The organism is Bacillus sp. HMA207, from assembly GCF_003402455.1.
Taxonomy (GTDB): Bacteria; Bacillota; Bacilli; order Bacillales; family Bacillaceae_G; genus Bacillus_A; species Bacillus_A cereus.
In genome coordinates, this window is record NZ_BEZT01000001.1 from 2,067,615 (window position 1) to 2,086,699 (window position 19,085).

Sequence of the window (19,085 nt, forward strand, 5' to 3'; positions counted from 1 at the left end):
GATTAATATTTACGAAAAACTAATGTATAATAATGTGAATTGTATGTAGTTTCTTAAAATTTGCGAAAATATACTTTTGCTTCTTTACCAAAAGAGGAAAAGGAATTTCAATATAGAAGAAACTACCGTAATACTAGAGTGTGTGCCAAGAACTTTGGATTTCTTTCATCTAGTTTCTATTTAATCGTTAATCACTACATAATAATGTTCTTGCTAAACCAAAAGTTTAAAGGTACAAACTTGGAGAGATTTTTATAATGCTAGAAAGGTTGTGAAATGATTTGATGGGTTATAAAGCGATGCTGTTTGATTTAGATGATACATTACTTGATAGGGATAAAGCAGTAGAGGCATTATTTTTAATTGTTTTAGAAAAGTGTTATGAAAATGTAGATGGTGCGGCTAAAAGCAACATGTTACAGAAATTCAAAGAATACGATAAAAGAGAATATGGCATAAGTAATAAAACGACAGTTTTAGAATCATTGTTTGATGAATTCACGCCGAAGTATAGATTGCCACGCAATTACATCCAAGATTTTTGGAATAATAATTTCCCTAGATGTTTTTCAATAGACCAAAATACTATTCATTTCTTAAATCAAATAAAGAAGCACTTTAAAGTTGGAATTATAACAAATGGCTCAACTCAGAGGCAAAAAGCTAAAATATTTAACACGAATTTAAATAAGTATTTTGAAACAATCATTATTTCTGAGAAAGTGGGATTTAGTAAACCTGATAAACGTATATTCGAACTAGCATTAAATAAGTTAAATTTACAACCGGAAAATACTTTATTTGTTGGGGATGACTTAGAAAAGGATATTGCTGGTCCTCAAAATGCAAATATAAAAGGTGTGTGGTTTAACCCTCAGAAAATCAAGAATACTACCAAAATACAACCATATACCGAGATTAACACTTTGAATAGTTTGTTAAGTTATGTTACTCCACAATATTTTTATAACAAGTAAAGGCAATTCCATATATATATTCAAAAATATAAAAAAAGAGAAACTATCATTAATTTCATTGACCGTATTAGTAATAAAAAATATATACTTACAATAAAAAATATAGGCGATTTTAATAGCTGTGGCTAATTTAATCTATGATTAATACGAAGTCTTGTAAAACAATTTTACTCATACTGTGTAAATTATAAAGGGGTGAGACTATGGAAATAAAGAAAGTAGTAATCGATGGAATCAATATTGCGGTCATTAGGAACGATAAGGTATTAATATCGGATGTTCAGTCTGCATTAGATACTATGGCAACAGTTCAATATGAGGTAGATGCGAAACATATTATTATCCATAAATCTTTAATAAGTGAAGATTTCTTTGATCTAAAAACACGGCTTGCGGGCGATATCCTTCAAAAGTTTATAAACTACAAGGTAAAGATTGCTATTGTTGGAGATTTCTCTATGTATACTAGTAAAAGCTTAAAGGATTTTATTTATGAATGTAATAAAGGGAATGACATTTTTTACTTAGCAACTGAACAACAAGCAATTAAAAAACTAAGTACATTAAAGTAATAATTATATCCTGCTAAATTCCCCCATTTCACTTAGTTCATAATTATATACGATATAGAAGAACTGATGTTTGTGGTAAACTAAGAGATGAATAAAGGGGGAGTTTTTTTGAACAATTTTAATAATATAATCCAAGATTTAAATAATATAGTTTACAAACCTAACAACTTAATGATTACGAATCTAAAAGAAGAAAAGCAAAACGCAGAATATGCCGGATGTTTATTCCACTTAAATAACAAAACCATTCGTTTTAGAAAATCAAAAGTTACACCTAATAAAATTGGTCAATTCGTTTCTTTTTGGGAGAAAGATGAAAATATGCGAAATAGAGCTTTCTCTTATGAAGCTGCTCCTGATTTATTAGTAATCACTTGTATTGCTGATAATAAACTAGGGCAATTTATTTTTCCTAAAGAGATTCTTCTTAAAGAAAAAATATTGAGAACACAAAGTCAAACAGGGAAAATGGCAATGAGAATTTATCCTGTTTGGGATACCACTGTTAGTAATCAAGCTAAAAAGAGCCAAGCATGGCAACTTCAATATTTTGTTGATTTAAGTGATAGTAATAGTTTACCTATAGATAAACTATTAAATTTATATTCGTAGCTTTTGGTTTGCCACAAAAAGAAGTGATTACAAAAAACATGTGTAATGACACCTCCTATGTGAATCGTAATTTTTGTACCGGTACAGTTTAATGAAATGTACGTTGTTACAGTGCCCCTTAAAATTTACAATCAGCATATATTATTTAAACTTATAAATTTTTAAGGGGTGCTAAATATGACAAGTTTACAAGATCAGCTTTTCACAAGATTAAATCTTAAAAAACGTAATGAAGTAACGTTTGAAGAATTACCTACCATACTCTTTTCGTTTGCGCATACTATACCATTTGAGAATTTAGATGTTATAGCACGAAATACGAATCAAATCTCTCTGGAAAACTTACGAGAGAAAATTTTAACTAGTTCCCGTGGTGGACTTTGCTACGAATTAAATACTCTTTTTTACTATTTCTTAAGAGACTGTGGCTATGATGTACAACTGGCATTAGGTACGGTTTATAAAAACGATATAAATGCATGGGCACTTGAGGATGGCCATATAACAATTATTTTAACTTATGATAATGTACAGTATTTAATTGATGTAGGTATAGCTTCGTTAGTACCTCTTGTTCCTGTACCTTTTACTGGTAAGTCTGTCTCTTCAAAAAATGGTTCGTACCGGGTGAGACGAAAAGATACGAGTAAAGGAAATTATGTTTTAGAAAGAATAGATACTGATGGAGAATGGAAAGTTTGTCATGCTTTTTATAAACATAATATTGATGAGATAGTAGTAAACGATGTTCAAAGAAGAGTGATAGAAGATGAGAAGTCTATTTTTAATAAAGGACCAATTGCAGTAAAGTTGACGAACTCCGGTCATATTTCATTAACGAATACAAGTTTAACTGAAATTATTCATGGGGAAAAAACTAAGCTTGAAATTACAGAAGATCAATATAGAGAGTTTTTATATACTTTATTTTCTATTAAGTTATGAATAAACAAATAGCCGGTTCTTATTCAGAAGCGGCTATTTTTATTATTTTTGATGTAAATGGTTTTCTTCTAATACGTTTCGGAAACTGCGGTATAGTTAATGTTTTTAATGTTTCCTCAGCTTCTTCATATGTATGAAAAATTGGTTCTTTTCCATCATCCCCTTGTAAAACTAGCCCTTCATCCCGGATTACATATGGCATAAAACCACCCCATCTATTAAAGAATTCTGTTCTTTTGCAGCAGAATAACACGATTTAAAGTTTGATTTTCTTAATACATATAATACACTAGAACAGTACGAAAAAGTATGTACAATGAATTTTGAATGTAAAGGAAGATTATTATGTCAGTTATTGATAAATTGAAACTTAATAAGTATACAAATATGGTCGTTATTAACGAACCAAGTGATTATGACATTTTTACAGGTAAAGAAAATGGATTCTCAAAAGAACACGATGCTATCTTTATATTTGTAGAAACGCTTGATGAAATGGTGAAACAAACGAATTTTATTATTAGTAATGAAGAATTACTAATTGAAAAAGGTTACCTATTCTTCGCATATCCGAAAAAAGGTAATGCTCGTTATAGTACGTTTATTCACCGTGATGAGATGTTTCCGGCATTAAACGTTGGAGAAGATGGTTATGTGGGAGAAAGCGATATTAAATTTGCACGAATGGTAAGTATGGATGAAGTCTTTACTGTTGTAGGTTTAAAACGTGAAAAGAAAAAAATAACGAAAACATCTGCTATGAGTCAATGTGTTGCCGATTATGCAGATCGAATTAAAGATGTTGAAGCATTACTAGCTAATCATCCGAATGAACTTAAGTTTTATCAAAGTTTAACGCCTGGATACCAAAAAGATTGGGCACGTAATCTTTTTTCTGTGAAACAAGAAAAAACTCGTGAAAAACGTCTAGAGAAAATGATAGAAATCCTTTCACAAGGGTATAAAACAATTGAATTATTCCGTAAGAAGAAAAAATAATGATTAAGGAAGTCACAATGCTGCAACAATTAATTGTGATGAGTACATTGAAAAAAGCATTCCTTCCATTATACTAAGGAATGTTCTTATATTTATATAATTAGCAAAAGAGAAAAGGTGTTTGAAATGAAATCGTATATTGTAGTTGGATCTGGAATTTTAGGAGCGTCTACTGCTTATCATCTTGCTAAGACAGGTGCGAATGTTACTATCGTGGATCGCCAACAATTAGGGCAAGCAACTGATGCAGGAGCAGGAATTGTATGTCCATGGTTATCACAGCGTCGTAATAAAGCATGGTATAAAATTGTTAAAGGCGGTGCACGTTACTATTCTTCGTTAATTCAGCAATTAGAAGAAGACGGTGAAACTGACACAGGATATAATCGTGTAGGTGCAATTAGTTTACATACTGACGAGAAAAAGTTAGATCAAATGGAAGAGCGAGCTTATAAACGACGTGAAGATGCCCCGGAGATTGGTGAAATCACTCGCTTATCAGCTGAAGAAACAAAAAAATTATTCCCAGCATTATCAGACGAATATAGTTCTGTTCATATTAGTGGTGCTGCACGAGTAAATGGGAGATTATTACGCAATGCATTAATAAGTGCTGCGAAAAAACATGGTGCAACTTTCATAAAAGGCGATGCTATATTAGTCCGTGAAGGAAATCATATTACGGGAGTTACAGTAAACGATGAAACAATTTTAGCAGAAAAGGTTATTGTAACTGCAGGCGCATGGGCGAATGAAATCTTGAAACCATTAGGAATTAATTTCTTAGTTACATTCCAAAAGGGACAAATTGTTCATCTGCAAATCGAGAATACAGCAACAGAAAATATGCCAGTTGTTATGCCACCGAACGATCAATATATTTTAACGTTTGACAATGGGCATGTCGTAATTGGTGCAACACATGAGAATGATACTGGTTTTGATCATCGTGTAACAGCAGGTGGTTTACATGAAGTATTCCATAAGGCATTAACAGTTGCGCCTGGCTTAGAAAATGCTACAATGCTTGAAACGAGAGTTGGATTCAGACCATTTACACCAGGATTCTTACCTGTTATCGGACCGCTACCTAACTTTGAAGGAATTCTCGTTGCGAATGGATTAGGGGCTTCGGGTTTAACAGCTGGTCCATATCTAGGAGCGGAACTTGCTAAACTAGCGCTCGGAAAAACGATTGAATTAGATTTAAATGATTATGATGTTGCTGGCGCAATTGAATAATATAGGGTACTGCTAACATTTAGGAAAAACCATGCTAAACAAATTCGACAAGAAATAATCAGTTTTTCCTCTGTTAAGAGTAAGCCTGTTTATGAAAAATAAAATTATTTAAAAATAGAGGGCCGACATTATAAACCTGCATTAATAATGTAGAATTGTGATGGCGGCTCTTTATTCATATTGATTTAAAACTTATTTTCGAGAGGAGGTTAAGTAATGAGGGCGTCATATCAAGTATTGATATTTCCTTATATAAAAACTGCCGATTCTATTCAATATGCCATTTTTAACCGAAGTGATTATGGTTATTGGCAAGGAATAGCTGGTGGCGGAGAAGACGGTGAGATTCCTATTGAATCAGCAAAACGGGAAGCGTTTGAAGAGGCTGGTATTACAAGAGAATGTCCATATATACAATTAGATTCTGTGTCTTCACTACCAGTAGAGGATGTAGTTGGAGGATTCCTTTGGGGAGAAGAGGTTTATGTAATAAAAGAATTTTCTTTTGGAGTTAAAGTCCCTACAAAAAACATATCATTATCTAAAGAACACTTTAATTATAAATGGTTATGCTTTGAGGAAGCAGTAACGCTTTTGAAATGGGATAGCAACAAAACAGCATTGTGGGAATTAAACAAAAGACTATTAAAACAATAAAAGTTTTTGCTAACAAAAATAGTTGTGGAAGAAGAATTGAACCATTAACAAACCCTTGCTACACTTCTAAACAATGTTTTATAGATTTGGCATGGGTAATGAACGAACAGAACTTGTACTAAGAAAAGCCCTATACACTTGCCTCTGAAAAAATGAAAATAGTTAGAAATATTTTTATATCGTACGGTTTTTGGCTATGAATAACGGAATAAATATTAAGTATTCAACAGTTCAAATAAAACGAGTTAGCTTTTTATTTTAGGAAGAAAGATGACTCGTTTTATGCTAAAATTCGCTTAGTGTATATTTTCGTTAAAATGTGGGTGGGGCCCCTTTTAGCAAAACCGGAGTGGGAATGATGAGTATAAATAGTTTTGTGGGATTGATAAATAACGAATTATTAAAAGAGGTAAGTATCAGAAGTGAGGATGAATTCGAGCCTGTAGTAGTTAAAGATATTCCTAGACTTTGGAAGTGTTTAGGAACAGGTAATTATGCCGCAGTATTCATGCACAAAGAATACAAAGATTGGGTAGTGAAAGTTTACGTGCGAGAAGGAGAAGGAATTGAAAAAGAGTCAGAAGTATACCGAAGAATCGGAAATCATCCTTCTTATTCAAAGCTTATATATAAAGGAGAAAATTTCATAGTATTGAAACGTTTAAAAGAAATTACCTTATACGATGCTATTCATAAGGGGATTAAAATTCCTAAGCAGGTAATACTTGATATCAATAAGGCTTTAGAGTATGCGAGGGAACAGGGATTAACTCCTTGTGATGTTCACGGGAAAAATGTGATGATGGAAAAAGGAAGGGGATATGTAGTCGATGTATCTGATTTCTTAAAAACAAAAGAAGATAGTAAGTGGAGAGACCTAGAAAAGGCATATTTCACCTTTTATTTTCCTTTCATATATAAATTGCCTTTCCCTATTAAAGTACCGTATTTTATGTTAAACATTGTTAGACGTTCGTATAGAAAATATAAGAAGCTTAAAAAGAAATTCAAATTGTAAAAGGATCACATATGTTCCTGAAAACGAGTTAAATTCACATAAATAACTTTAGAAAAATTTCAAATTTTGTTTAGGGGCTACTCCAAGACCTTAGCTTGCTGGGCATGTGGTGTTACCTCAAAAAATAAAAAGATTAGGAGTGAATCCTAATCTTTTTATTTATACATATTTTTGTTAGTTATATCACTATCAATTCCAAAACGGGATATTTTGAATAAATGAAACCGTCAAAATAAGTGTTGATGCGGAACCAGCAGTTACTAAAGTTACTATTTTTCGTCCATTCTGTTCTTTTGAAGGTTTTATAAGTTCTGTAATTAACACAATCCATATTATGATAGATACTATTGAAATAATATTTATAGACATATGTAACACATCTCTTCGTGTTTTTACATAAATATTTCTTCTCTTATAAAATAAAAACAATTTAACAAGAAAATATGTAACGCATTAAAAATCAATATTTTCCTGTTAAACCACCTTTTTTAAATAGAAATACGACTGATAAAACGATAACAACAGCCTTCAAACTGCCCCAATATGGATAAATAGCATGATCTGTTAGACTAGCATATTGAAAGATATTCTCTAAACCGAAAATTCCTATCATGACTGCTAAAATGAATGAAGCTGATCCATACATCCCTTTACGATAGAGGGTAAATAAATAGACTGCGAAAATTAGTGGTAAGATGATTTGTAGTACGATTATCATAGTTCGTCCCCCAGATTATTTATAATTATATTATATATAAAATTGTAATAAAAAGGAATACGACTTATTTGATACTAACAGAACTACTCTAATCATATTCTTCTATAAAAAGAAGAAAAAGGGGTGTACAGTTAATTGACAAAAGTTAAAGTTAGTTTACGACCCATTGTTCATAATATAAATTTACCAACCGTATTGAAAACAACAATACTTCCAGGTGAATCGACCGAAAGACTATTTATCGCAACTCAATTAGGGGAGATTTTTTACATAGGGGACGGAGTTATAAAGACATTTTTAGATATTCGTCACCTAATTATTAAATTAGGTACATTTGAAGAAGGTGTTTCTAGTAGCGGTTATGATGAACGCGGATTGCTTGGACTTGCGTTCCATCCACAATTTTATCAAAATGGGTTATTTTATCTTCATTATTCAGTAGCTGGAACTCAAGGGCCAGGTGCATTTTCTGAGCAATTTAAACCGAATCCTTGTGACCCTAAAACGCTAAATTTAAAGTGGGTTAATAGAAATACGCAATATGATCACATTGATACAGTAGAAGAATGGACTTTACAATCTAATGGTCAAGCTCAAAAGCTACGAACATTACTGAATGTAAGAAGACCATTTTTTAATCATAACGGAGTCAATAGTTTAAACTTTTCACCTGAGACTGGAAAACTTGTTTTTACAAATGGAGATGGCGGGTCAGGTTATGATCCATTTAATTTAAGCCAAGATGATTTAGAAATAGCAGGTAAAATAATTGAAATCGATGTAAGTAAAAATACATTTATAAATAACCCTCCTGTAGTTACACGCTTTAATGAACTTCCTTTATCTATACAAGAAACACTTACAGTAATTGCAAAAGGAGTACGTAATATAACCGGCATTTCATTTCAAAGGTTTTATAATCAATATATCAAATACGCCGGAAATGTCGGACAAGATATTGTAGAGTCTATTTTTTCATTTATTCAATATAAACCTATACCGGTTACAGAACTTGTTCAAATGCATTTTATGAGGTTAACTCCCAATCAAGATGGGGTTATCAATTTTGGGTGGCGAGGATGGGAAGGTGATTTACCTACTTCTTTTATACGACATTGTTCTGAGAATCAGACTTTGGATGAGAGAACAATGGTTTATTATGATGAAACAATACAAACTTCAGTCAAGCGTATTCTGCCTCTACTTAGTTATTTTCATAAAGATTCTAGAACAGATAAGTTTGGAGGAACTTCACTTACAGGAGTTCAGCCATATATGGGAAATGCAATTCCACATTTAACAGGTAGCGTTGTTTTTACTGACCTTGCCAAGAAAGGAGAATCTCAGTCTCCAATTAAGGGTGTTTTAGCCTATACTAGAGCAGGTACAGATGGTAAACATGCTGACTTTCATGCTATTGAAACCAATTATGATTTTGGTACGCAACCAGCTTATTATATGAGTTTAGGAACAAATTCGGATCAAACTAAATTATATTTAGGAGTTTACAGTTCTATGAAAGTAACTGATTTTAACAAAGGTACCATTTTTGAAATTATTCCCTGATACGATATACAATCGTAGTTTAATAATCCAAGGAATTTATTTTGTTTCAAAACGCACAATTTATCCCCCTAAAAGTCTTTTATTATATAGTAATTCATAACAAGTAGAAAGCAGCTCATAAACCACTACTGTATGAATAATATAGAAAGTAATGAATGAGGCATCTTTAGGGGGAGATATTGATGAATCGGTTTGTACGTTATTGGTATCAACTGATGATAGAACATGATACGAGTTTTGTTCATAAAAGAAAATTGTCCCTTGCGAATAAGTTAGTACTTACAGCTTTGATGAGTGCATTGGCCACCATGTTTCAAGCAGCTGGGAACTTAGTTCCTGGTATAGGTTTGCTCATTAGTCCATTTTCGACATTACCGATTTTTTTTGCTATTTTCTATTCTATTCGTGAGGGAATACTTTCTTATATTCTTACTATTTTTCTATTATTTATTATTGAGCCCAGTGAACTAATTGTCTTTCCTTTTACTACAGGCTTATTAGGTCTAGCCTTAGGAGTATCTTTTTTAAAATTAAAGAGGAGAATTTGGATTGTTTCCTTTTCAGCAACTTGTCTACTTATTGGTATTATGATCGTTCTCGATGTTTTCCGTTTTCCGGTACTTGGTCCTGCTGTTCATACAACTATGGATATAAAAATTATTTTATCAATATTTATAATGAGTTTTCTATACTGTTGGATTTATGCAGGTTTTTGCAGAATAATGATGAATAGATTATATAAAGTGTTGTATTGACAATGGCATAATGAGGATTGGAGATTGAATTCATGACTAACGTTGCAGTTAGAAGACCGAATTTGAATGATATAGATGAACTATATTTATTTTTCCGTATAGTTATTACGAATACATACAAAAATGAAGGATTGTCACAATTATTAGATGACATAGAAAATGAAATTAACTCAAAAAAGCAGTATTTGAAAAGTGATTTTGATAGTAACGGAGAAAGTCGTTACTTTTTATTAGCAATTGATACAAGTAACGATAAAATCATTGGAACAATCGAAATCGGTCCAGCAAGTACATTGATTAATAGTTGTACAGGTGGTGTACTTAAAAATTTGTATGAAATAGGAACTGTATTCATACTTCCGGAGTATCAGAGAAAGGGAATAGGGAGTTTATTACTACATACAATGTTTCTTACATTACTTAGCAGAGGGATAACAGAATATTGTTTAGATAGTGGATATAAAAATGCGCAAAGTATATGGATGAAAAAGTTTGGAAAACCTAGCTATGTATTGAAAGATTACTGGGGAGAATCCAGTGATCATATGATTTGGAAGAAAAGTTTACATGATACACCTATAATATTTGAATTATAAAATGAAATATGCCTCTGAACATAGCTTTTCTTACTTATGTATGCTATTATTTATCTTTATAATAAAAGAGGACGTGAATGAACTTGATTAAAATTAATATTCCTGAAGCTGATGTTTCAATTACTGAACGTAAACAAGTTATTAAAGGAGACGAGCCAATCATTACTCCAATTAATGGATTTATCGATTTCCACTTGTTCCCTAGAGATAAAGGCGGCATTTTTATGTTTTACAATATTAATGACGAACTTCTTTTCGTAGGTAAAGCTCGTAAAATTAGACAACGTATTAAGAAGCATTTTGAAGATAATGTTTCACCAATTAAAAATCACCGTGATGAAGTATACCGCATTGATGCATGTATCGTAGAAGATCCAACAGAAAGAGAAATTTACGAAACATATATCATTAATGAATACAAAGCGAAATATAACGTTGATAAAGTATTCTACAAATAATCAACATTAATAAAAAGCAATCCTAGCTAATATGCCAGGATTGTTTTTTATTTAGATTTATTCTTCATATCTTTCTCCTTTTTTCAAATGATTAGCAGCAACAAAACAGATTACACCTATAAATATAAGTACAATACCAACCGTTTTATGTTTTCCCTCAAAGAAAGGAATATCTGAAATAACATTTGTCATACATAGTCCTAAAAATACAAGGATAGGGCCCACCCAAAGTAATACATTACCGAATTTTGTGTGCTTCCACATAATAACCCTCCTTAACCCTCTTTACATATATATCCATAAATGAAAAGTAAATTCATAGAGAAATATAGTTTTTTTCATATCGAAAATTTAACCCTCATATATTGGTACAAGCAAAAGAGAAAGGAGACCATCATGAATTGGTTAGAAGCTTTCATACTAGGTATAATTCAAGGTTTAACAGAATTTTTACCAATCAGTAGTACCGGACATCTTTATTTAGGAAGGCATTTGTTCCGATTAGATGAGGCTGGCTTATTTTTAGATACGATGCTGCATATTGGGACTTTACTTGCGGTTTTTATTTATTACAAAAAAGAATTTATATATTTAATTAAAAACCCATTTTCAAAGCTCATGTTATTACTTATCGTTGGGACAATACCCGCAGTTGTAATTGGTTTATTGTTTAAAGATTTCTTTGAAGATATTTCAAAAACAGGAATCACGATCGGTTGGGAGTTTTTAGTGACCGGATTCTTTCTCTACACGGCAGATAAACAAAAGAATGGTCGTAAAAAAATGGATGACATAACATATAAAGACGCATTAATTATCGGTTCATTTCAAGCTGCTGCTATTTTTCCAGCCATTTCCCGTTCTGGAATGACAATTGTCGCTGCATTATGGAGAAAATTAGACCGTGAAACTGCTGCTTACTTTTCTTTTTTACTATCGACACCAGCCATTGTTGGAGCTATCATTTTGCAATTTATAGACGTTTTTCAAGGGAAAGCAGAATCTATTTCTAGTACATCTTTAATTGTCGGAACGTTATCAGCAGCGTTTTTTGGATACATAGCTGTTTCATGGATGATTCAATATTTAAAACGTCACTCCTTAAAAGTATTCGCGTATTACGTATGGGGATTAGGTATTTTAATTTTAATGTTGCAATTTACTGATGTATTTTAAGTATAATGATAAAGAAGTTAATTAGTTTAAGATCCTGTTTCATTCATACAAGGCAGGATCTCTTTTTATTAAGGGGGAAAATATGTTTAATAAGGCTATCGTTATTGGTGGAAGTATGGCAGGAAAGTTTGCAGCAAAAGCATTATCAACTTCTTTTAAAGAAGTAATCATTATAGAAGCTGGTGAAAGATGGGATGGAAAGTCTTCGAGAAAAAGAGTTCCACAAAGTAATCATCCTCACGTGTTATTAAAAGGTGGAGAAAACGCAATTGAAGAATTGTTTCCTAATATTACGAATGAATTAATAGAAGCAGGTAGTATCGTAAATAACTTTACTCGTGATTTGAAATGGCATCAATTCGGTCTATGGAAACAGCCATTCATAGGGGAAGTACATATGATTCAACAAAGTCGTCCTTTGCTAGAATGGCATATTCAAAAACGAATACATCAAATTTCAAATATTACTATTAAATATGAAACATTGGTTAAAGGGTTATTGGTAGATGCAAAGCTTAACAAAGTGTGTGGAGTAAAAGTTAAATATCTAGAGACAAACACACAAGAAGAAGTTCATGCGGATCTTGTAGTTGATGCGAGTGGATTTGGCTCAAAAAGTATAGAGTGGCTACGAGAATACGAAATTGAAGTACAAGAAGAGAAAGTTCGTATTGATTTATTTTACGCAACGAAAATGTTCAAACTTAAAGAAAATGAGAAATTAGACTGTTGCAATGTGCTAATGTCTCCGAGTTTCCCTGATAACCCTTATGGCGTTCTTATTCAAACGATAGAAGATAATCGTTATTTTGTTACTTTCAGTGGATACGCAAACGAGAAAGCACCACAAACAGATGATGAGTTTTATGATTTTGCTGAAAACCTATCAATTTCTAATGTTACAGATTTCTTAAACAAGGCCGAGGGAATTACTGATATAAAGACATACAAAATTCCTTATCAAGTACGCCGGCGATTTGATTTAGTGAATAATGTACCAGAAGGATTATTAGTTGTTGGAGATGCGCAATGTCGTTTTGATCCCGTTTTCGGCCAAGGCGTATCAGTTGCTGCTATGGAGGCTCACCAATTGCAATTACTTTTGCAAGATAGAAAACAACTTGATAAAACATTTACACAACAATTTTATAAAAAGGCAGCTACTATAATAGAAACCCCTTGGGATATGACAACAACAGAAATATCACGTCACCCGCAACTAAAGAGAGAATTAACTACAAAACAAAAATTTCAGCTATGGTATACGAAACAAATATATCGACTATCTGCAAGTAATTCTGATGTTTATATTCGGTTAGTACGAGTGATGAACTTAATTCGTAATCCATTTCATCTTTTTCATCCGAAAGTGTTACTATCTATATTACTTAATCGAAAGAAATAGCAGGAATATAATTGATTAAAAAAGAATGTATAACAGTTAGTAAATCAAGAAGGAGAATACGGGATGGAAATATACATAGAGCAACTAAAGGAACAAGATGCTAAGGATTTATTTATGTTTGAACTTACGAATAAATCTTTTTTTGAAACAATGGTACCAAATCGTGGCTCAAAATATTTTGAATTTGAATATTTCCAAAAACTACTAGACGATTTATTAATAGAACAAGCGGATGGAGATTCTTATTTTTATTTAATTCGTAATGAAGAAAAAGAAATTGTAGGGCGAATTAATTTAGTAGATATAGATACGGAAACTCGAATTAGTTCCCTCGGGTATCGGGTCGGAGAAAAATTTACTAAAAAAGGAGTTGCAACAGCAGCCGTAAAATTAATTTTAGATGTAGCGAAAAATAATGAAATTACTGAAGTTCATGCTAAAACAACGACTAATAATCTCGCATCACAAATTGTACTAGAAAAAAGCGGATTTTCTTCTTATCAAAATGAATCAGATATAACATCTGTAGAATTACATGGAGAACATGTGAAGTTTGTACACTATATTTGGAGAAATACTTCGCGCTTATAATAAGGAGGACTTATTCATGAATGATTTACGTTATCCAATTGGCCAATTTACATACAAACGTCCTATAACTGAAGAAATGATTGATACATGGATTCAAGAAATTGAAGATTTACCTAATGAACTAACAAAGGCAATTAAAGATTTAGATCAGAAGCAGTTAGATACACCATATCGCGTTGGAGGGTGGACTGTCCGTCAAGTTGTTCATCACGTTGTTGATAGCCATATGAATAGCTACATACGCTTCAAATTAGCACTTACAGAAAAGAATCCAACTATTAAACCGTATAAAGAAGAGAAGTGGGCAGAGTTACCCGATTCAAAATTACCGGTAGATGTTTCACTAGTAATGCTAGATTCATTACATAAAAGATGGGTTAACCTTTTATATTCTCTAGAAATTGAAGATTTAGAAAAGACATTTAACCATCCTGAAACTGGTGAAACAGAACTTGCTGTTGCAATAGGACTATATGCATGGCATGGTCGTCACCATACCGCTCATATTACTTCTTTAAGAAAGCGTCTAAATTGGTAACATGGAGATTATATTAGAAAAGGTGACAGAAACTGATGCAGAAGTTATATTTCAAATGCAAATAGACTCATTTAGCTCTTTATTACATAAATATAAAGACTATGAAACAAATCCAGCAAATGAAACTATTGAAAAAACTATTTTTAGAATAAATAATCCCAGCAGTAATTTTTATAAGGCGATAATAGATTCGAAACTTGTTGGAGCAATATGTATATCCGCAAAAGAACTACCTTATAAATTTTGGATTAGTCCAATGTTTATTCATCCAATCTATCAAGGGAAAGGAATTGCTCAGAAGGTACTTATTTTAATTGAAGAAATGTTTCCAGAAGCACGAAGTTTTGAACTTGCTACGATTTTAGAAGAAGAAAGAAATTGTTTTCTATACGAGAAAATGGGGTATAAAAGAACAGAAGTAATAAAGAAATTAAATGATAAAACTACACTTGTTTATTACAAAAAAGAAAGGTAAAGCATTTAAAATACGCTTTACCTTTTTATGTTATTTCAGATTAAATATACAAAAATAATGTATGTTCTTCCAAAATACTCGGGTTAGTAATTTTGAAAATGAATAAAGATACAAAAACCACTACTTTGTCGTAAAGGTTACTAGCGCTTTTTGAATGCTTAAAATACTATCGTCACCTTTAAATTCTTTCGTAATTGGTTCCTCCATACTAGACACCCAAATTTTAAGTTCTGCATCTAAATCAAAATGCCCAGCCGTTTCGATGCTATATTGTGTAATACTTTTATAAGGAATAGAATGGTATTCTGTTTTTTTGCCAGTTACTCCTTGTTTATCTACTAATATAAGACGACGATTTGTAAATACGATTAGATCACGAATTAATTTATAAGCATGCTCTACTTTTTCATCGTCTAGCATAATCTTCTCTAAATCACGTTCTACACTTTCAGAACTCGTATTTGATGCATTTCCTAAAATACCGCTAAATAAACCCATATTAAATTCCTCCTTTAATATATGTGGAATGAATTACTTATATTGTAACATGTTACTCACAAAGATATTATGACATTACTTTAGTAGTTTCTGGTTATTGTTGTAATTAGTTTATATAACCTCATCTTAAAATCTTATGCTAATATGAAATTAAGAAAAAAGAAGCAGAGGGATATAACATGAAGAATATTGGTTTAGTATTAGAGGGCGGAGGAATGAAAGGTTTATATACTGCAGGTGTACTCGAATATTTCATGGAAAAGAACTTATTCTTTCCATATGTAGTCGGCGTATCAGCTGGAGCCTGTATGGGAGCAACCTATTTGTCACGTCAAAAAGGTAGAAATAAGAAAGTAAATACAGAGCTAGTATCAGATTACAGGTATATATCTTATCGAAACTTAATTCGAAAACGTGAATTATTCGGAATGGATTTTTTATTTGATGAAGTACCTAATAAAATTGTACCATTTGATTTTCAAACTTTCTTAAACTGTAATGAACAGTTTGTTATAGGGACAACTGATTGCGAATCAGGACAAGCCATTTATTATAATAAAGCAGAACACGGAAATGATATTTTAAAAATCATTCGTGCATCTAGCTCTGTGCCGTTTATAGCACCTGCTGTAGAATATAATAATCGAAAATTATTAGATGGAGGGATTATAGACCCTATACCTGTTTTGAAAGCCCAAAAGGATGGTTATGAAAAGAACGTTGTAATTATGACAAAGCCAGAAGGATATGAGAAGCAGCGAAATAAATTTTCAGGCCTGGCTAAAATTTTATATAGAAAATATCCGAAAATCGCAGAGAATTTAGTAGACCATTATCGTTTTTATAATGAGACGATATCTTATATGAATCGAGAAGAACAAAAAGATAATTTTTATGTAATTCAACCAAGTGTACAGCTTCCTATAAGCGGAATAGAAAGAAATAAGGAAAAGCTCGTTAATCTATATAATCTTGGGTATATCGATGCTCAATATCATTATGAAAACTTATTAAATTGGATAGAGAAATAAAGGGGTGGAAAGTTGAAGTTAGGAAACGAATTATTTTTAAGGAATTGCAGAAAATGCATAGTCCACTTCATAAACCGTTTCCTTATCGTGCTACAGCAAAATTGCAGTGAGATTTAAAAAGTAAATTTACCGAAGATGACTGTATAAACGCTGATTTTAATCATTATTGGATGCATACAGCAGCTACTTTAAATTCTGTACTAAATGGAAACGAACAGAACATTACGTTTCAACAAATAAAGTGGTTAAGAAAATCGTTTTTCGAGTGGTTTCCGCAATATCGTTTTCTAGAAACAGAAATTGTGAATTATCCCATTTTGTATAGAGATTTCATAAGTTATGAGAAGACCAGAAAGCTATTACTTTATTACCTTACTGAATAAAAGCGAAAACGTACAGGTTACATTACTTGTACGTTTTTTTGTTCATAAAACATTCAATATTAACAACTAGTTTATATAGGAATTCTAATGAGAAGAAAGAAGTACATATAATAGAATGATACAGGGGAGGAGAGAGGAATAGCTGTTTTACTTTAAGTTATTGTCCAACTCGAATACAGTTAGTTATTTATGTTAAAATATTTCGAGTGAAATCAAGCTTTTAAGGATTTCATTAAACATTAAACAAAACAAGTTAGCAACATAGAAGGGATAACATTAACATGAAAAACGTATCAAATATAGATAAAGTAGAATCAATAAAATCTTTACAGTCAACAATTAGTAAACTTGAAAATGCCTTATCACAGATGACTCAAAAAGGATCAAATACTACTTTAGTGAAAAAAAGACTCAAAGCAGCTAGTATCGGCTTAGCTATGTTAGAAAGTGTTTGGAAGCAAGAAACTCATCATTATACTCAGGAAGATTTAGCAGAAGCTCGTAATGTTCTAATTGGTTTGCTTCCATCAATTGAAAAGATTTACGTTAAGTCAAAGCTTGGGAGTCCTCAAAGAACGCTTTTAGAAAGAAGAATAAAATCATTAGAACTTTCTATTCAGGCAATTGATTATTTTTCTAATAAATAACTTCGCTAAACAAATAACTTACGACTACTTTTATATAGGGATTCTAATGAAAAAAACTACATATAGAATAAATACTACAAAGGAGAAAGAGAGGTGACTACAATAATCAGTCCTAAGTTAGAGAAGCTTAAAAATCAATTAAAGAATGGAAACAAAAAAGCTCTTTATACTTTTTTGCATGAAATCAAGTCAAATCACACGCCACTAATAGAACAATGCCCTGCAGATAATCAGTATAAACTTATAACGTATATATGGTTAGGCGATCAAAATACTGAAAATGTTTATGTATTCGGTAGTTTTCCTGGTTGGGATCTGTCTGTAAATCAATTACAACGATTGTTACAGACAGATATTTGGTATGTAACGTTTAGGACGGATAAGAGTTTTATTTCAACGTACTATTTTTCAGTAAACGATGTTTTCGAAAATGATTGGATAAAGCGTAGTGAACAGTACGAAATAGACCAATTTAATCGAAATACATTTGGAGAAGGTACCAATAAAGCGTCTGTGTTAAACATAGGAATGGAGGTGCAATATAGCAGTCGTTTTCCTTCAAATGATTATCCATCCGGAAAGATTGAAACATATTCTTTTTATAGTTCGATTTTAAATAACACACGCAAAATTCATATTTATACGCCTCATGATTATTCTCACACTTCACATATTCAAGAACTTCTCATTGTATTTGATGGGAATTCATTCATTAATGACCTTTCAATCACAAAAACACTTAATTATTTAATTTACGAAAAAGAAATCCCATCGTGTATTGCTGTTACTATAGATCCTGTTGATCGATTAGAAGAGCTAACTTATAACGATAAAATGAATACATTTTTAACAAAGGAATTACTTCCGTGGATTCAATCTAAGTATCACGTTTATCAAGAAATGAATCATACAACAATTGCTGGTTTCAGTCTTGGTGGCTTAGCAGCTTTTTATGCAGCACTTCAAAATCCACATATTTTCGGAAATGTGTTGTCAATGTCTGGATCCGTACATTGGAAAAAGGACGATTATGAAAATGCAATTCCTTGGATTGAAAATCAAATTTCATTAATAGATTCTAATGCAACTCACCTCAATACTTACATAGCAGTAGGTGAACTTGAAAACGAACCTCTTTTAACGGCTAATAGACGGCTATATAAAGCTTTAGAAGAAATGAAACACCAAAACCACTTACGAAGAGTTTCAAGGCGGACATGATAGCG

At 31.8% G+C, this 19,085-nt stretch carries 25 protein-coding genes and 1 pseudogene; 21 read left to right on the forward strand and 5 right to left on the reverse strand.

The features are described from left to right. The first annotated feature begins 284 nt into the window (after positions 1-284). The 4 genes from HMAS_RS10830 (at position 285) to HMAS_RS10845 (ending at position 3,106) form a co-directional block, all read left to right on the forward strand. Positions 285-977, forward strand: a complete 693-nt coding sequence (locus tag HMAS_RS10830; RefSeq protein WP_116344807.1) for an HAD-IA family hydrolase — start codon at positions 285-287, stop codon at positions 975-977. 203 nt (positions 978-1,180) lie between these two features. Beyond that, the gene (locus tag HMAS_RS10835; RefSeq protein ID WP_061457311.1) at positions 1,181-1,549 is read left to right on the forward strand and encodes a DUF4180 domain-containing protein; all 369 of its coding nucleotides are present in this window, start codon (positions 1,181-1,183) and stop codon (positions 1,547-1,549) included. 87 nt (positions 1,550-1,636) lie between these two features. Further along, positions 1,637-2,161, forward strand: coding sequence for a MepB family protein (locus tag HMAS_RS10840; protein WP_074619061.1), 525 nt, complete (start codon positions 1,637-1,639; stop codon positions 2,159-2,161). 177 nt (positions 2,162-2,338) lie between these two features. After that, complete coding sequence (locus HMAS_RS10845; RefSeq protein WP_000202756.1) at positions 2,339-3,106, forward strand: arylamine N-acetyltransferase family protein; 768 nt, start codon at positions 2,339-2,341, stop codon at positions 3,104-3,106. Positions 3,107-3,125: 19 nt separating this feature from the next. Here the strand turns inward: HMAS_RS10845 and HMAS_RS10850 are convergent, their stop codons facing one another. Continuing rightward, on the reverse strand, positions 3,126-3,308 hold the full coding sequence (locus HMAS_RS10850; protein ID WP_001147159.1) for a hypothetical protein: 183 nt from the start codon (positions 3,306-3,308) through the stop codon (positions 3,126-3,128). Positions 3,309-3,451: 143 nt separating this feature from the next. Between HMAS_RS10850 and HMAS_RS10855 the strand changes: the two genes are divergently transcribed. The 4 genes from HMAS_RS10855 to HMAS_RS10870 all read left to right on the forward strand — a co-directional run bounded on the left by HMAS_RS10855 (position 3,452) and on the right by HMAS_RS10870 (position 7,022). After that, positions 3,452-4,105 (forward strand): YdeI/OmpD-associated family protein, encoded by a 654-nt coding sequence (locus HMAS_RS10855; protein WP_000110841.1) that lies wholly within the window; start codon positions 3,452-3,454, stop codon positions 4,103-4,105. A gap of 126 nt (positions 4,106-4,231) precedes the next feature. Continuing rightward, entirely contained in the window at positions 4,232-5,347 is a 1,116-nt protein-coding gene (locus HMAS_RS10860) for an NAD(P)/FAD-dependent oxidoreductase (protein WP_000844396.1), read from the forward strand. Between the two features lie 216 nt (positions 5,348-5,563). Then, the gene (locus HMAS_RS10865) at positions 5,564-6,004 is read left to right on the forward strand and encodes an NUDIX hydrolase (RefSeq protein ID WP_016122617.1); all 441 of its coding nucleotides are present in this window, start codon (positions 5,564-5,566) and stop codon (positions 6,002-6,004) included. Positions 6,005-6,359: 355 nt separating this feature from the next. Then, complete coding sequence (locus HMAS_RS10870; RefSeq protein ID WP_006929730.1) at positions 6,360-7,022, forward strand: serine/threonine protein kinase; 663 nt, start codon at positions 6,360-6,362, stop codon at positions 7,020-7,022. Positions 7,023-7,211: 189 nt separating this feature from the next. Here HMAS_RS10870 and HMAS_RS10875 read toward each other — a convergent pair whose 3' ends face one another. Together HMAS_RS10875 and HMAS_RS10880 are read right to left on the reverse strand one after the other, a co-directional pair. Further along, positions 7,212-7,391 carry a hypothetical protein gene (locus HMAS_RS10875; protein WP_000026325.1) on the reverse strand — a complete coding sequence of 60 codons (180 nt, stop codon included), beginning with the start codon at positions 7,389-7,391 and terminating at the stop codon, positions 7,212-7,214. A gap of 91 nt (positions 7,392-7,482) precedes the next feature. Then, the gene (locus HMAS_RS10880) at positions 7,483-7,740 is read right to left on the reverse strand and encodes a hypothetical protein (RefSeq protein WP_000587700.1); all 258 of its coding nucleotides are present in this window, start codon (positions 7,738-7,740) and stop codon (positions 7,483-7,485) included. Positions 7,741-7,875: 135 nt separating this feature from the next. On the opposite strand from HMAS_RS10880, the gene HMAS_RS10885 reads away from it, so the two are divergent. The 4 genes from HMAS_RS10885 (at position 7,876) to HMAS_RS10900 (ending at position 11,115) form a co-directional block, all read left to right on the forward strand. Then, complete coding sequence (locus tag HMAS_RS10885; protein WP_044306483.1) at positions 7,876-9,306, forward strand: PQQ-dependent sugar dehydrogenase; 1,431 nt, start codon at positions 7,876-7,878, stop codon at positions 9,304-9,306. A 182-nt stretch (positions 9,307-9,488) separates the two neighbouring features. Next, entirely contained in the window at positions 9,489-10,061 is a 573-nt protein-coding gene (locus HMAS_RS10890) for a hypothetical protein (protein ID WP_001079232.1), read from the forward strand. A 32-nt stretch (positions 10,062-10,093) separates the two neighbouring features. After that, a complete protein-coding gene (locus tag HMAS_RS10895) occupies positions 10,094-10,657 on the forward strand; it encodes a GNAT family N-acetyltransferase (protein WP_006929726.1) in 564 nt (187 codons plus the stop codon). Between the two features lie 77 nt (positions 10,658-10,734). Beyond that, positions 10,735-11,115, forward strand: a complete 381-nt coding sequence (locus HMAS_RS10900) for a nucleotide excision repair endonuclease (RefSeq protein WP_001048941.1) — start codon at positions 10,735-10,737, stop codon at positions 11,113-11,115. Between the two features lie 57 nt (positions 11,116-11,172). Here HMAS_RS10900 and HMAS_RS10905 read toward each other — a convergent pair whose 3' ends face one another. Further along, on the reverse strand, positions 11,173-11,379 hold the full coding sequence (locus HMAS_RS10905; protein ID WP_000265477.1) for a hypothetical protein: 207 nt from the start codon (positions 11,377-11,379) through the stop codon (positions 11,173-11,175). A 132-nt stretch (positions 11,380-11,511) separates the two neighbouring features. Between HMAS_RS10905 and HMAS_RS10910 the strand changes: the two genes are divergently transcribed. The 5 genes from HMAS_RS10910 (at position 11,512) to HMAS_RS10930 (ending at position 15,300) form a co-directional block, all read left to right on the forward strand. Continuing rightward, positions 11,512-12,291 (forward strand): undecaprenyl-diphosphate phosphatase, encoded by a 780-nt coding sequence (locus tag HMAS_RS10910; RefSeq protein WP_001104303.1) that lies wholly within the window; start codon positions 11,512-11,514, stop codon positions 12,289-12,291. 82 nt (positions 12,292-12,373) lie between these two features. Beyond that, positions 12,374-13,696 carry an FAD-dependent oxidoreductase gene (locus HMAS_RS10915; RefSeq protein WP_000482056.1) on the forward strand — a complete coding sequence of 441 codons (1,323 nt, stop codon included), beginning with the start codon at positions 12,374-12,376 and terminating at the stop codon, positions 13,694-13,696. A gap of 63 nt (positions 13,697-13,759) precedes the next feature. After that, a complete protein-coding gene (locus HMAS_RS10920; protein ID WP_016122611.1) occupies positions 13,760-14,287 on the forward strand; it encodes a GNAT family N-acetyltransferase in 528 nt (175 codons plus the stop codon). 16 nt (positions 14,288-14,303) lie between these two features. Beyond that, complete coding sequence (locus tag HMAS_RS10925; RefSeq protein WP_006929720.1) at positions 14,304-14,825, forward strand: YfiT family bacillithiol transferase; 522 nt, start codon at positions 14,304-14,306, stop codon at positions 14,823-14,825. Position 14,826: 1 nt separating this feature from the next. Further along, positions 14,827-15,300, forward strand: a complete 474-nt coding sequence (locus HMAS_RS10930; protein ID WP_116344808.1) for a GNAT family N-acetyltransferase — start codon at positions 14,827-14,829, stop codon at positions 15,298-15,300. Positions 15,301-15,420: 120 nt separating this feature from the next. Here the strand turns inward: HMAS_RS10930 and HMAS_RS10935 are convergent, their stop codons facing one another. Further along, positions 15,421-15,798, reverse strand: a complete 378-nt coding sequence (locus HMAS_RS10935; RefSeq protein WP_000522476.1) for a PH domain-containing protein — start codon at positions 15,796-15,798, stop codon at positions 15,421-15,423. A 179-nt stretch (positions 15,799-15,977) separates the two neighbouring features. On the opposite strand from HMAS_RS10935, the gene HMAS_RS10940 reads away from it, so the two are divergent. The 4 genes and pseudogenes from HMAS_RS10940 (at position 15,978) to HMAS_RS10955 (ending at position 19,080) form a co-directional block, all read left to right on the forward strand. Continuing rightward, the gene (locus HMAS_RS10940; RefSeq protein WP_016122609.1) at positions 15,978-16,829 is read left to right on the forward strand and encodes a patatin-like phospholipase family protein; all 852 of its coding nucleotides are present in this window, start codon (positions 15,978-15,980) and stop codon (positions 16,827-16,829) included. A gap of 53 nt (positions 16,830-16,882) precedes the next feature. Beyond that, positions 16,883-17,212 (forward strand): annotated as a pseudogene (locus HMAS_RS10945) (YxiJ-like family protein). A 281-nt stretch (positions 17,213-17,493) separates the two neighbouring features. Further along, positions 17,494-17,859 (forward strand): hypothetical protein, encoded by a 366-nt coding sequence (locus tag HMAS_RS10950; protein ID WP_000800305.1) that lies wholly within the window; start codon positions 17,494-17,496, stop codon positions 17,857-17,859. Positions 17,860-17,952: 93 nt separating this feature from the next. Next, positions 17,953-19,080: an alpha/beta hydrolase-fold protein gene (locus tag HMAS_RS10955; RefSeq protein WP_116344809.1), complete on the forward strand. Its 1,128-nt coding sequence runs from the start codon at positions 17,953-17,955 to the stop codon at positions 19,078-19,080. The last annotated feature ends 5 nt before the right edge of the window (positions 19,081-19,085 follow it).